Below are 12860 nucleotides of genomic sequence, written 5' to 3'. Positions count from 1 at the left end.
GGTGAGCAGATCAAGAGTGCGGGCGTCTGGCTCCAGAATGGAAGATTCCGTAATTTCCAGTTCAAGCTGGGTGGGGGAAAGGCCCAGACGGTGCAGCGTACCAAGCACCATCTGGGCAAAGTTGGCATTGCGCAACTGGCTCGGAGTGATATTGACGGCGATCACAAGGTCGTGCGGAACCGTGGGATGCCATGAAGCGCGCTGTTTACAGGCTTCAAGCAAAACAAACTTGCCCAGCCGGTCAATGAGGTTTGTGTCTTCGGCAAGCGCAACAATAATGGGTGGGGCCACAGGGCCATATATGGGGTGATCCCACCGCAGCAGGGCTTCCACACCGGCCACGCGCTTTGCCGTGTGGTCGCACTGCGGCTGAAATACAAGATAAAGCTGGCCGTCATTGGCGTTTAGCGACCGCTCAAGGTCTGTGGCAAGCGTGTGGGCAAGGCGGCCCACCTCGCCGGGAATGTTCAGGCATTTGCGATTGTCGGGAGAACCAGAATCACAGCGGCTGGCAATTTGCAGAAGGCTGTGCATAACCTGTTTGCCGTGCTTTTCGCGCACTGCGTCAGAGAGAGCCACAAAGGGCAGATAGATGAGGAAGCCCAACCCAAGGTTTATCATCTGCAAAATGGAGCCGTTGATGCTGCCTGTCGCGACATAGCCGCTGATCAGCGGGGGGGTGGTCCAGGCAACCCCCACCGTGGTATGCGGCACAAAGCCAATAATTGTTGCAAGGTAGGCCACTATGGTTTGCACCGCTGGCACCAGAAGAAAAGGAATGGCAAACGCGGGGTTGAGCATCAGGGGAATGCCAAAGATAAGTGGCTCATTAACGTTGCACATGGCTGGAACCAGCGCAAACAGGCAGAGTTTTTTCATGCCCCAGTCGCGGCAGCGTATTAGAACTGCAAAGCATAGGGCCAGGGTGGAGCCAGAGCCGCCCATGCGCGTAAATGTATCAAAGAATATTTTTGTGAACACAAAAGGCGGTTCGTTGCCATACATTATGGCTTTGGCATTAACGAGGCCCGCAGGGGTGAGGATGTTCACATCCACAGAATTGAGCACGTTAGGGCCATGAGCGCCGAAAAACCAGAGCACTTGCGAGGTGAAGCTGTAGAGCAGGCCAAAGCCGAGGCCATTGCCGCTATGTTGAAAGGGCAGGGTAAGCAGCCTGCTTGTTGTTGCATGCAGGTCTGTTGCTCCCCATAGCGTCAGCAGAAAGCGGATAAATCCAAAAAGCAAGATTGTCGCCATGGCCGCTGGCATAACCGTGACCACGTCGCGGACAACCGGGTCATGCCCGGCCATTTCTTCCGACAGATGAAAAATCCGGTACCGCGCCAGGCGCACAAATACGGCGCTGCCCGCCATGGCCACGCACATGGCAAGCAGAAGGCCTCTGTCCATGGAAAAACTGATGGTCCAGGAACTTGTTTCTTCCGGCGCAACAATGACAAAAAAGCAGGAGAGAACCACCAGCGAACTCAGCATGGGGCTGACTGCTGGGGCAGAGGGATTGGTCAGGTTGGCCCGCATGGCGCTGGCTCCGCCCAGTGCGCAGGCCAGGGCCAGGGCGGATATGCCAAATGTGCCCGCCACAAGGGTGTCGCACGCGCGCATTCCCACGGGGCCAAGCAGTGCGTCAACGGCATTTTGCGCGGCTTCAAAGGGCAAATTGCGCAGCAGCAGGGTGAATGAGCCGATCATTATGAGCGGCAGAACAATGAACAGCCCTCGCCGTATGGCAAGAAAAAATGGCCTTCCGCTCAAATTATCAAGCAGGCACAAGAGGGATTGGGCTAACTGTTTGCTGTTCATATGCAGAGTGTCGCTTGCAAGTCCACCTTCTACGGCTCAGTGTGTACGGTCAGGCTGTGAGCCGTTTGCCCGAATTCGTGTCAAAGACCTCATAAAGGCAACGGCATCAGGGGTTGCCGCGCCAGCCTGCAAGCTGTCTGCAATTGCACCCGGCAGGAGGACCCATTTGAGCAATCCAGCCACGCATGTTGGATAACTTATTATCAACTTGTGTAATATCAGGCTAAAAAACAATCAAGAGGTCAGGGATGTTAGCGGCAAAGATCGTACGCTTTTCAGAAGAAAGGGGAGAGGGGGAGATCGGCAGGCGGTTCAGGTTGCGATTGCACTTCACAATAACGAGTGTGACCCCACCAAGGATTCACTATCTTCAACCGCATGCGCGCAAAAAACGGCGGCCTACCTTGAACCGTAAGCCGCCGTTTATACATTTTACAAGGCTGGATTTCGAGTATGTGAAAAAACAGAGGCTACTTGCCCGGATGTATTTCAGTTATTTTGCTGCCCTGAATGCCCAAGCCAGCCATCAGCCCCTTCTGGTTGAAGAAAAATGCGTACACCCCAGAGCGAGCCGTGGTAGTGGTAAATGATCTGGCCATCCCCTCATCCACAACAACCACACTGGGGCCGACACCTATCTCCCATCCGCCACTGCTTTTCAGATACTTCAGGTCGTCATCCGAAAGAAAAAACAGGGCGTAACCAAACTTCTGTATACCGGCCTGCAACCCGTAGGATGCAGCAACGCTACGATAGAAGCCCTTGGTTTTGCCTCCAACCCTCAGGGCTCCTTCGCCGAATTGACCGCCAATGATAAGGCCGCCCTTGACTATATTGGGAAAGACAAGGATTCCCTTGGCTGCGCTTCCCATTTTTTTTGCCGCTGGGCTTGAAACGTATAACTGGTTTAACGCAGCAGTAACATCATAATTGATGGATGCCGCGCTGTCTGCCACAGAGGGCGCGGGAAGAGCAACGACCACAAGTGCAAGCAGGGATAAGTAGATCATCAAACGCCGAAGAATTTTCCCGTTCATTGATCATTCCCCTCATTAATATGGCCTTTGGGTACACCGGGCTTATAGAATCAACGCTTGGAACCCTGCTTGGAGCCCTGCTTGGAAGCCTTCCGTACGGCGATATCGACAACCTCAAGATAGCTTATGCCCAGCGTATCCCCGACCTTGAGTTTTTTGAGGTTCTCTGGATTTTGCACCTTGACCACCACCACAGAGCCGTTGGCGAGTTCAAGCTTGGCCAGCTCGTTGACTTTATCCATGGCAAGTATTTTGGCGGTAAAGTTCGATTCTCTTACTCCCATGCCCTGCGGCTGGGATCCGGGTTTGGCCCTGACTACAGCCGTAGCCTGTTCGTCAGCCACAGAACCAGGCTCCGCCAACCACACTGTCAGTTCACGCCCGTAGGAAATATCGACCATATCTCCTTTCTTTACGCGCCGCAGATTAACGGCTTCCTTGCTCACGTGAATGATAAACAGATCACCCTGAAGGCTGCTTAAGGTTACCTTGCGCGCTTTGAGATCAACAGCTTCAACCTTTGCCACCGTGCTCTCAATCTCAGAGCTCACCACCAGCGTTTCATTTGGCTGGGCAGAAGGTTGCGGGGCATTTTTGCTGCAACCCACCAAACACAGAGTCATAAGTCCAAGCACCAATCCAGAAAATACAATCTTCATGCCTTTCCCTCCCATGGTTGACTTTTCCGTTTGATTACAAACATTCTTTGACAAGAATAAAGTACCTCTTGCCTACTAAGCCGTCAATTATATCGAACATGCTCTAATATTAGAACGATGCGCGACAATAACTACACTGCATATAAAACATGCATGATAGTGATAAGTGCGGTGAGTACTTCATTAATTTGCTTACAAAAAATGTTCGCGTCAGTTAGTCAAATACGCTGTGTGGCAGGAATGAAGATTGATATGAGTCATTTAAGAGGAATAATATCAAATATTGTACTGTTGTTTATGTAAGAATAATTTGTTTATATAACAGTATTCATGAAAGGTTAAACAAAAAATAATGTAGTGGTGTTATGGTATGCTTAAATATATAATATTTTTTCGAAATTACCAAGGAAAGCCTGGGAAAATTCAAGATTATATCTGATTCGATTTGTGCTATGGCGTTTTATCAAGAACAAAAATAATGCTGATCAAAAAGACAGTGCCAAAAATCATGAACTGCGCGCCAAAAATCCAGAAAACCAGCGGCACAGTGAAATAGAAGGCGCGCATTCCCAAATAAAAATGGTTTGCGCCCATATTAAGGTATTTTTCTGCCATGCTGCCAAGTTGGTCGGAATTATGTTGCCCGGCTTCCGCCCCAAGCATAAAGGCCACATGCGTGTAGAGCCTGAGCGATGAGGCAAAGCAAAAAAAAGCCAGAAAAAAATTCAGCAACAGGGCGAGAATCTTGAAGGCAAACATGCCCGGCTCCACAGAACCAAAAAAGTTCAGCGAGTGCCATGTATGCCGGACATTTTCCCCATTGCCAGTAAGGGAGAGCACGCCCACGGCCAGCAGAACGCTTGTTGAGGCCATGAAGGTTGAGGCCATGGTGGCGTTGCGCAGAGTTTGCACGGCAAGAATGCCATTCTTTTTTTCAAGAATGGACGCCACCCACTGAACCCTTGCCGTCCGCGATATGCCGTGGATTGTGTAGCCGGGATTGGATGATTCCCTGAAACGGATATAGAGATTGTATGCGGCGTACAGAGCCACAGAAATACAGAAACACAGCAGGTCAAAAGTATACATCTGAACCCCCCGAAGGCGTAAAAGTCACTGCGCCTTTGCCCGCAATCTCTGTATACCCCCGCATGCCGATCCGAAGCAACCGATGTACTGATAGGGGCAGGGCATGACTATTGCCGGGAGGGCGCACCTTCAGCCACGCACGCCAGCCGCAGAAATGAGCTCTGCGTGACCTGCGTGACTGAAGGTACGGTTTATCGTTCTAGAAGCTGAAAGACTGAGGCGGATTGCCGCTGAAATCAAACATGAAGGCCGTACCGTGATCAACGCTGAAAACCGTAAAGTCAGGATTTTCAGCCGAGCCATAGATGGAGCGCACAAGGCCATTGTTTTCAATGATGCGCCGTTTGACCGTCATGTCATCGTCAAGATTGGCCTGACCTTTTACGCGCAGGGTTTCCATCTTGGGCGACATGCAGGCAAACTCCAGCCGGGAGTCGCTCTGCAACTGGGCAAAGGTTTCTTTTGAGCGCGCGGTGCAGAACCACAGGCGGCCATTTTCCGCAAATTGAAACTGGAAGGGCCGCACCCGGGCAGCGCCGGAATCAGAGGTGGCAAGAAAAACCGTGGTGTTGGCTGCAAGAAAATCAATAACCTTTTGCATAATGTTCTCCCTTTTTGTTCTATGTCGAACTATTGTTTCACAAAAAAACATCCAAAGCACAGCGCGTTGGATGCTTTTCGGGTATCAGAGTATGGTTTTCAGGCTGATGTTGCGCAGCACTCTTTCCAGTCCGGCAACAAGGGTTTCCCTGTCGGCTTGGGGCATGTCGCCCCACACGGCATCCAGCAGAGTTTGGGAAATTGCGTCAAAATCAGCCTTGGCGGAAAGCGCTTTGCCGGAAAGTGAAACCAGCGTAACCCGCGAATCTTCCTGCGAGGGGGATTTGTTTACGTAGCCTGCCTGCTCCAGTTTGCCGACCAGAGTGGTCACGGTGTTTTTTTGTTTGCCTATGGCTTCGGCAAGCGCGCTCATATGCATGGGCCCGCGCGTAAACAGAGCCTGCAAAATGGCGCCGTGCGAGGGGGCCATGCCGCTGTGTCCGCGCTTATCAAGCTCGGCAACTATAAGGTTGTTGGCCTGCTCTCGCACCCGGCCTATGAGGGCAACAATGTGATCGGTCTTCATGTGGGGAATTTATTTCGATATAGAACCAATGTCAAGCCTGTCATGAGCCGCACCCTGCTGAAAAAGCAAAAATCCCCGGCACCGCCTGATGGCACTGCCGGGGATGGCTGGTATGGTACGGCGCAATTATCTGCGCTTCGGGCAACCCGCCTGAGTGGGCTATTTATTTGGATTGCAGCTTGAGGCCCGCTTCAAAGTGGTTCAGCTTCATGGCCCGGCGAACCTTTTCAAGGGTTTTGGCGGCCTTGCCGTAGGCCTTTTCCGTACCTTTCTTGAGCACGTCAATGACGAAAGGAATGTCCTGTTCGTATTGCTGCCTGCGGGTGCGGATGGGGCCGAGGATCTGCTGCATGACTTCGTTGAGGAATTTTTTTACCGCCACGTCGCCAAGGCCGCCGCGCTGGTAGTGGGCCTTCATTTCGTCCAGGTTGGGGTAGGGCGAATTGAACTTGGCAAAGTCTTCCGGCACGGCGAAGGCGTCCAGATAGGTGAACACGGTGTTGCCCTCAATCTTGCCTGGGTCGGAAGCCTTGAGGTGGCCGGGGTCGGTGAACATGCTGAAAATCTTGTCGTGAACTTCCTTTTCGGAATCACTCAGATAGATGCAGTTGCCGATGGACTTGCTCATCTTGGCCTTGCCGTCAATACCGGGCAGGCGCAGGCAGGCGGCGTTCTGTTCCAGCAATATCTGCGGTTCCACCAGGGTTTCGCCGTAGGTGCTGTTGAACTTGCGCACGATTTCCACTGTCTGTTCCAGCATGGGCTTCTGGTCTTCGCCCACCGGCACGGCGGTGGCTTCAAAAGCCGTGATGTCTGCCGCCTGGCTGATGGGGTAGGTGAAGAATCCCACGGGGATGCTCTGCTCAAAATTTTTCTGGGCAATCTCTGCCTTGACCGTGGGGTTGCGCTGCAGGCGCGACACGGTGACAAGGTTCATATAGTGAAAGCTCAGCTCATAAAGCTGCGGCAACTGGGACTGAATGAAGATGGAGGACTTCTCCGGGTCAATGCCGCAGGCAAGGTAGTCCAGCGCCACTTCAAGAATGTTGTTGCGCACTTTTTCAGGATTGTCGGCATTGTCGGTCAGAGCCTGCGCATCGGCCAGCATGATGTAGATTTCATCAAATTTGCCGGAATTTTGCAGCAAAACGCGCTGCTTGAGCGATCCGGCGAAGTGCCCGATGTGCAGCTTACCCGTGGGGCGATCCCCGGTCAGAATGATATTGCTCATAATGTTCTGCGTGTGCCCTCTGGGCAAGGGCATCAGGAACGCAGCCTCCATGCGTGAATTTTTTTGCAGTACGGAGCGGGCTTGCTCCATAAATATGCAACCGTGCCGCAATGTTTGCACATTCGGCAGGGCGTAGGCTTTTGCCTATACACCAAGCATGCGCAGGCCACAAGGGGCAAGGCCGGTTGGGGAGAGACTTCGGCGTTTTGATTGGGAAATTATTCACTTGCGGGCGGCATTGTGCGGGCGTATGCTCAAAGTGTCAGCAGCAGATTGCCGCCTGTGTGCCGATATGTTTTTGTTGTTCTGTGATTTCATTGCGTTATGTGCATTTATAGAGTGTGTTCATGTAACGGGAGTGTGATCATGAAAAAGATGCTTTTTGCCGCAGCGCTGTGTTCTCTGGTGTTTGCCGGAACGGCTCTTGCGGGTGAACCGCAGCTCTACCCCAAAGATTCTTTGAAAACCTGGAACCGCGATAAGGTGGCGGGCGGCCAGGGAACCCTGTTTGGTCAGTTCGGCTTTACCCGCAACGATGCCTCCAAGGACATGGTTATCAAGGAAATCGGTTGGATGACCCTGCAACCGGGCGCTTCCATTGGCATGCACAAGCATGAAAACAATGAAGACGCTTACATCATCGTTTCCGGCGAGGGCGTGTTCACCGACAGCGCGGGCAAGGAAACTCCGGTAAAAGGCGGCGATATCACCATCGCCCGTCCTGGCGACACCCATGCGCTCAAATGCAGCGGCAACGTACCCTTGGTATTTCTGGATGTGATCGGCCAGCGCTAACGCTTCGATCTGTCAGGGCAAGATCAGCCCGATAAATATACCCCATCAGGCAAACAAAGCACGGCAGTCCGTACGCTGCATCTTTGAATGCCCGGTGGGGTTTGTAGTTGGTGGAAGGGGGCACGTGGGCACTTTCGGGCTTTAGTGCAAGATCATTCAGCCATCAGCACTATTCGCTTGTTTTGTCCGTGGTCAGCAGAAATACCGCGCTGAGAACCAGCGCGCCGCCCATCCAGCCTGAGGCACTAAAGCTCTCGTTCCAGAACAGCCAGACCCAAAGAGTGCCGAGTACAGGCTCGAGATGGCAGGTAACTGCTGCCCGCACTAGACTGATGCGTTTCAGCCCCTGCCCGTAGCAGATGTAGGCCATGTAGCAGGTGAGCAGCCCTAGGGCGAACAGCCAGCCCCATGTGTCCGGGGCGTGATCCACATTGACCGGGCCGCTGATGCCCAGAGCCGCCACGCCGCCCAGCAGCATGAAACCATAAATACTGGCTGTGGAGTAGCGGCTTTGCCACCAGCGGTAAAAGGGATAGTGCGTGGCGTAGCACAGGCCGGAGAGCAGGCCAAAACCAATGCCCGCAAGGGATGTTTCGCCCGGCAGGCTGCCGCCGGAAAAACAGACCATCGCTGTGCCGGAAAGGGCAATGAGCACGGCCAGCGCCTTGCGCCGTGTGATATGTTCGCCAAACAGAAAGCGCGAAAAAACAGCCACCCACACCGGGGCCGTATACAGCAGCACCACGGCGGTTGCGCCGCCGCTGAGCTTGATGGCCATTTGCATGGCCCCGAAAAACACCCCAACGCCCCATGCGCCAAAGAGCATAAATGTCAGGACATGGCGCAAGGGAATGCGCAGCCCTCCGGTCAGAGCGGCATGCGTCAGGAAAAAGGCGCAGCCTATGGCCGCCCGCCAAAAGGCCGTTTCAAGCGGCAATACACCCGCATGCTGGCAAAACTTGGAAACAACGCCCAGCAGCGACCACAGAAGGGCAGCCAGCAAAATCCATACATAGCCGTTAAACATGTTCTGCCGCATGATATTGGTAGAGGTGCAGGGTGTTATTCAATGCCGAGAGCACGGCATACAAGCCCTGCAATCTGCGTCTGATCTGCGGGCAACGGGGTGTTTTTAAAACCCTCGCCCGCCAGCCACAGGGGAACCCGCCGGGCGGCTTCGCTGTTGTCGTTGTGGCTGCCGTCAGCGTCCATGCCGTGATCGCTGGTGACCAGCACCGCAGACCCTGCCGCCGTCCATTCCGGCAGCCAGCGGGCCAGCAGCCCATCGGCCCTGCGGGCGGCATCCCGGTATTCCTTGCTGTCTGCGCCGTGCAGATGGCCCGCGTTGTCAATTCCCATACTGTGCGCCAGCAACAGATGCGGCTCATGGCGCCGCCGCAGGCAGGCCGCATCGTGAAAAAGCTCATCGTCCGGGTAGGCATCCGTGCAGTAAAACAGGCCGTGGGCAATGGGCAGGGCCGCATTGTCTGTAATACGGTCACGCCCCGGCTCAAAGGGGGCCACGTTGCACAGTTCGCTCATCCAGTGGTAGGCAGCGGCGGCGGTGGTCAGGCCTGCGGCCTGCGCACGGCTGAAAATGGTGGGCGCGGGGCTGAGCCGGGCATCATCATTATGCATGATGCCGCTTTGCGCCGGGCGCAGACCTGTGAGCAGGGTGGCGTAAATGGGGCGGGAGAGCGGCGGCAGTTCGCCTTGCAATTCCGTATGGCGCGCCAGCCCCGCATCGACGAGCGATTGCATGTAGCTCATACAGCGGCGGGCTGTGGCGGCGGCAAGGCCATCCAGCAGCACAAAGACCACGCGGGGCATCACCAGTCTCCCTTGCCTGCCGGGCGGGGGCCGAAGTCAAGGCAGGGGGCCTGCTCTCGCAGTTGGGCTGCGGTGAGCCCGCGCACTGCGTAATTGCGCGCCAGCCACGCCAGAAAATCATAAATTTTTTTGTACAGGGCATCGGCGGCTTTTTGATCGGGAATGTTGGGCGAGCCGCCAGGGAGCATTTCCGACGAATGCCAGAACAGGCTCAAAACCCGCCCGCCGCGTGCCATGTGCAGACGTGTAGCCGCCCGCATGACGGCGGCGCTGTGCCATACCGGGTTAGGGCTCAACGCTCCCCAGAAATGAAAGGAATCGGCCCAGGCCGCGCCTCTGACGCAACCATGCCACAGCCGCGCCAGCGTGCGCGAAAGTGGAATCTGCGTAACCGGCGATTCCAGCAGGCCGGGGGCGTCCTCAAGCCAGTACGGATCGGAGGGCGCAAGAAAATGATCCGGCCCGTCATGGAAATCACGCAAGGGGCACACCGAACTGTCAAAGGTGATGCCTTCCTCCGCCAGCAAGGGGCGCACAACCGATTTGAGATCCCAGCGCCCCATGCGGAAGCTGGTCAGATCCGCGCTCTGAAATTCGCGTCCGGCATCCAGCAGGGTGCGCAGGCGCTGACGCAGCAATTCGCGCGGCAAGCGGTCAGTGCGGGTAGGCGGCCCCTGTTTTTGCGTGGCGGGTTGCGCCACGTCGTCCCCAAGCGGCGGTGTGCTCCAGTGGTGCAGGTGCGCGGCGATTTCCGCATCGCAGTGGTCGCGCATCCAGGCCAGATGGGAGCAGGCTTCGGCATTGGCAAAAACCGTGTGCGCGCAAAACAGCGTGAGTGGAAAACCCAGTTCGCTGGTGAGGGGGGCAAGCCTGCGCAGCAGGGCCACATTGCGCACGCCGCAGCCTTGCGCCGCATAATTGCCGGAAAACAGCCCCTCTTCTTCCACATCAAGGCTCACAATCACGCGCAGGGCGGGTTTGTCTGTCTGATGATTGAAGGAGGCGTCGTTGGTGCAGTCAGTCATTCCTTAGTTGTAAGCCCAAGCAGGGCGCATGGCAATCCGGGGCGCGCGCAAGCCGCTCACCTGGGGGGATGCCTAGGGCGACATAAAATAATTGCTTGTATTTTAAATGTATTATGAGGTGATGGCTTGGGCGGCCTTGCAAAACCGGGCGGAATGCATACAATAATGCATACGGCAGTTCGGCTTTTGCGCCGCAACTTTCCGCCGTCCGGCTATCTGAAGGAGAAGCATGACCATCCCACAGCGCATCCTCTTTTTTATGGAGGATCTTTGTTATGGCGGCACGCAACGCCAGACTCTTGAACTGGCCCGCCGTCTGGATCGAACTCGTTTCACGCCGGTCATGCTTACGCTCACTGGCCCCACTGATCTGGATGAAGCCGCGCGGGAGGCGGGCATAGAGCTGCACCATATGGGGCATGACCGCAAGGTGCCGCCTCTGTTTTTTGCAGCCCTGTATTCAAAGCTGCGCAGGTTGCAGCCAGATGTCATTGTGCCTTGCACGGCCCTGCCCAATATCTGGGGGCGCATCTGGGGCCGGCTGGGCTGGCTTGGCGAAAAAACAGCCCCGCGTATTGTGGGAACCTGCCGTGGCGGCGGCGGCCCCAAGCGGCAGCATGAACGCTGGCTTTGGCGGCTTACGGATCACATGATCTGCAATTCCGAAGCACTGCATGAAATTTTGCTGTATTTTGGTCTGCCGCAATCCCGGTTGAGCTACATTCCCAACGGGGTGGATACGGAATTTTTTGCGCCGTCAGGGGCTGCGCCCTCGGCTCGTGCGCCAGAGATTGTCTGTGTGGCGCGCCTTGCGGGCGACAAGGATCATCTGACCCTCTTGCGCGCCTTTGAGATTGTGCTGCAACGCCACCCCTCGGCGCGTTTGCGCATTGTGGGTGATGGCCCGGAAGAAGCCAACCTGCATCAGTGGGCCGCGCAGCACGCCGCAGGAAGCAATGTGGACTTTATCCCCGGCGGACTTGATATGCGCGGGCACTATGCTGCTGGGCGCATCTTCGCACTTTCATCCGTGCGCGAAGGCCAGCCCAATGTGATTCTTGAGGCCATGGCCTGCGGCCTGCCCGTGTGCGCCACATCGGTTGGGGGCATTCCCCGGCTGGTGGAGAACGGGCAGAACGGTCTGCTTTCGCATGCTGGGGATGTGGCGGCCCTTGCGGAAAACTGCTGCCGTCTGCTTGAAGACGGCGCGTTGTGCGACGCCATGGGGCAGGCCGGGCGTTTGCGCGTGGAGCGGGATTTTTCCTTCACAGCCATGGTGGAGGCGCATCAGGCCGTTTTTGCCGGCTTGCGCCGCAACTGACAGCTGAACTTGTCAATCAGTCTTCTGCCCAAGTGCGGAAGGCGCAGGAATATATGGAATTAGATCAAAATTCACTGCGTGCATGCTCCAGGGCTGCACAGGCAACGCGGGCAGTACGGCTCAGGCGCACGCGGCTGAAATATGCAGTTTTGTGTCTTGCGGCGCTTTGCGTCTGCTTTTGCCTGATGACCGTGGGTGTTTTTGCGGCTCGCGCTGCCGAGGTTCAAGTCCATCAGGAACAAGCCTCCAGCACTACGGCGGAACAGCGCGGCGAACAGAAAGATACTCCGCTTTCCGCCGCGGATGCGGCAATGCCGTCTGCTGCCAACACCCCTGTGGAAGTGCGCGAACTCTGGACAGGCTCGCTCTATTCATCAACATACCGTGTGGGCGTGTGCGTTTCCGCTCAAGGCACGGTGCGCGGCGTGGTGCACCTGCGTCTGTACAACGGCAAGGTTGACGTGTACCACATAGATGGAACGGTGCGTAACAATGATATTGAGGCGCACCATTCATCCGGGCATTCATTCAAGGGGCGCCTTGCTTCTGCCGATAAAGTCGAGGGCGTCATCAGCCTGAAGAACGGCATGAACGTACGGCTGGAGGGCAAGCGCACCCACGATGCGCCGCTTGCGCCGGAAGACTGCGCTCCCTTGCCCCAATAGAATTTGCGCTGCGGCAGGGCGTTATTGCGTCCTGCTCCGGCATGGCTTGCCTGACATGCGTTTATAGCAAGCGCTGCAAAGGAACCACGTCCTTGCTGCCGACTGCTGATTCATCCAACAATAACATGAAGGAGTGCCTATGTTCTGGATATGGTTTTTGCTGGCCACCTCCCAATGCGCTCTGTTGTATATTCTGGCCCGCAGGGGCGAAAGCATGCCCCGCCGTATTGAGGAAGAAGCCGAGGCCAACCGCGCCATACC

The 12860-nt window shown here is 55.6% G+C and carries 13 protein-coding genes; 3 read left to right on the top strand and 10 right to left on the bottom strand.

All coding sequences use genetic code 11. The features are described from left to right. The 7 genes from VEZ52_RS05595 to trpS all read right to left on the bottom strand — a co-directional run. Nucleotides 1–1821 (bottom strand): EAL domain-containing protein (locus VEZ52_RS05595; RefSeq protein WP_324835924.1); only part of this gene is annotated, 1821 nt, incomplete at its 3' end. A gap of 470 nt (nt 1822–2291) precedes the next feature. Continuing rightward, nucleotides 2292–2858 carry a twin-arginine translocation pathway signal protein gene (locus tag VEZ52_RS05590; protein ID WP_324835922.1) on the bottom strand — a complete coding sequence of 189 codons (567 nt, stop codon included), beginning with the start codon at nt 2856–2858 and terminating at the stop codon, nt 2292–2294. 50 nt (nt 2859–2908) lie between these two features. Continuing rightward, entirely contained in the window at nt 2909–3517 is a 609-nt protein-coding gene (locus VEZ52_RS05585) for a hypothetical protein (protein WP_324835920.1), read from the bottom strand. A 450-nt stretch (nt 3518–3967) separates the two neighbouring features. Continuing rightward, nucleotides 3968–4606: a DUF599 domain-containing protein gene (locus tag VEZ52_RS05580; protein WP_324835918.1), complete on the bottom strand. Its 639-nt coding sequence runs from the start codon at nt 4604–4606 to the stop codon at nt 3968–3970. A 199-nt stretch (nt 4607–4805) separates the two neighbouring features. After that, complete coding sequence (locus VEZ52_RS05575; protein WP_324835915.1) at nt 4806–5207, bottom strand: pyridoxamine 5'-phosphate oxidase family protein; 402 nt, start codon at nt 5205–5207, stop codon at nt 4806–4808. Between the two features lie 84 nt (nt 5208–5291). Then, nucleotides 5292–5732 (bottom strand): MarR family winged helix-turn-helix transcriptional regulator, encoded by a 441-nt coding sequence (locus VEZ52_RS05570; RefSeq protein ID WP_324835913.1) that lies wholly within the window; start codon nt 5730–5732, stop codon nt 5292–5294. A gap of 163 nt (nt 5733–5895) precedes the next feature. Beyond that, the gene (trpS, locus tag VEZ52_RS05565) at nt 5896–6963 is read right to left on the bottom strand and encodes a tryptophan--tRNA ligase (RefSeq protein WP_291446435.1); all 1068 of its coding nucleotides are present in this window, start codon (nt 6961–6963) and stop codon (nt 5896–5898) included. 366 nt (nt 6964–7329) lie between these two features. On the opposite strand from trpS, the gene VEZ52_RS05560 reads away from it, so the two are divergent. After that, nucleotides 7330–7758, top strand: coding sequence for a cupin domain-containing protein (locus VEZ52_RS05560; protein ID WP_022659158.1), 429 nt, complete (start codon nt 7330–7332; stop codon nt 7756–7758). 169 nt (nt 7759–7927) lie between these two features. Here VEZ52_RS05560 and VEZ52_RS05555 read toward each other — a convergent pair whose 3' ends face one another. Genes VEZ52_RS05555 through VEZ52_RS05545 form a run of 3 tightly spaced genes read right to left on the bottom strand, consistent with a single transcriptional unit; the run spans nt 7928 to nt 10613 of the window. Continuing rightward, a complete protein-coding gene (locus tag VEZ52_RS05555; RefSeq protein ID WP_324835910.1) occupies nt 7928–8785 on the bottom strand; it encodes a DMT family transporter in 858 nt (285 codons plus the stop codon). 35 nt (nt 8786–8820) lie between these two features. Further along, on the bottom strand, nt 8821–9591 hold the full coding sequence (locus VEZ52_RS05550) for an alkaline phosphatase family protein (protein ID WP_422653317.1): 771 nt from the start codon (nt 9589–9591) through the stop codon (nt 8821–8823). Beyond that, the gene (locus VEZ52_RS05545) at nt 9588–10613 is read right to left on the bottom strand and encodes a hypothetical protein (RefSeq protein ID WP_324835906.1); all 1026 of its coding nucleotides are present in this window, start codon (nt 10611–10613) and stop codon (nt 9588–9590) included. The genes VEZ52_RS05550 and VEZ52_RS05545 overlap by 4 nt, the downstream gene beginning before the upstream one ends. 229 nt (nt 10614–10842) lie before the next feature. Here VEZ52_RS05545 and VEZ52_RS05540 point away from each other — a divergent pair, with 229 nt between their 5' ends. Together VEZ52_RS05540 and VEZ52_RS05535 are read left to right on the top strand one after the other, a co-directional pair. Beyond that, complete coding sequence (locus VEZ52_RS05540) at nt 10843–11934, top strand: glycosyltransferase (protein WP_324835904.1); 1092 nt, start codon at nt 10843–10845, stop codon at nt 11932–11934. Nucleotides 11935–12119: 185 nt separating this feature from the next. Continuing rightward, complete coding sequence (locus VEZ52_RS05535; RefSeq protein ID WP_324835902.1) at nt 12120–12599, top strand: hypothetical protein; 480 nt, start codon at nt 12120–12122, stop codon at nt 12597–12599. Nucleotides 12600–12860: the final 261 nt, after the last annotated feature.

It is taken from the genome of Desulfovibrio sp. (genome assembly GCF_035644575.1).
Taxonomy (GTDB): Bacteria; Desulfobacterota; Desulfovibrionia; order Desulfovibrionales; family Desulfovibrionaceae; genus Desulfovibrio.
Note: the sequence above shows the minus strand (reverse complement) of the source record. Positions and strands in the feature narration are given on the sequence as shown.

Excerpts from the sequence above, each read along its gene's own strand:
- VEZ52_RS05590 (WP_324835922.1), bottom strand. The coding sequence starts at position 2,858 with ATGAACGGGAAAATTCTTCGGCGTTTGATGATCTACTTATCCCTGCTT.
- VEZ52_RS05585 (WP_324835920.1), bottom strand. The coding sequence starts at position 3,517 with ATGAAGATTGTATTTTCTGGATTGGTGCTTGGACTTATGACTCTGTGT.
- VEZ52_RS05580 (WP_324835918.1), bottom strand. The coding sequence starts at position 4,606 with ATGTATACTTTTGACCTGCTGTGTTTCTGTATTTCTGTGGCTCTGTAC.
- VEZ52_RS05575 (WP_324835915.1), bottom strand. The coding sequence starts at position 5,207 with ATGCAAAAGGTTATTGATTTTCTTGCAGCCAACACCACGGTTTTTCTT.
- VEZ52_RS05570 (WP_324835913.1), bottom strand. The coding sequence starts at position 5,732 with ATGAAGACCGATCACATTGTTGCCCTCATAGGCCGGGTGCGAGAGCAG.
- trpS (WP_291446435.1), bottom strand. The coding sequence starts at position 6,963 with ATGAGCAATATCATTCTGACCGGGGATCGCCCCACGGGTAAGCTGCAC.
- VEZ52_RS05560 (WP_022659158.1), top strand. The coding sequence starts at position 7,330 with ATGAAAAAGATGCTTTTTGCCGCAGCGCTGTGTTCTCTGGTGTTTGCC.
- VEZ52_RS05555 (WP_324835910.1), bottom strand. The coding sequence starts at position 8,785 with ATGTTTAACGGCTATGTATGGATTTTGCTGGCTGCCCTTCTGTGGTCG.
- VEZ52_RS05545 (WP_324835906.1), bottom strand. The coding sequence starts at position 10,613 with ATGACTGACTGCACCAACGACGCCTCCTTCAATCATCAGACAGACAAA.
- VEZ52_RS05540 (WP_324835904.1), top strand. The coding sequence starts at position 10,843 with ATGACCATCCCACAGCGCATCCTCTTTTTTATGGAGGATCTTTGTTAT.
- VEZ52_RS05535 (WP_324835902.1), top strand. The coding sequence starts at position 12,120 with ATGACCGTGGGTGTTTTTGCGGCTCGCGCTGCCGAGGTTCAAGTCCAT.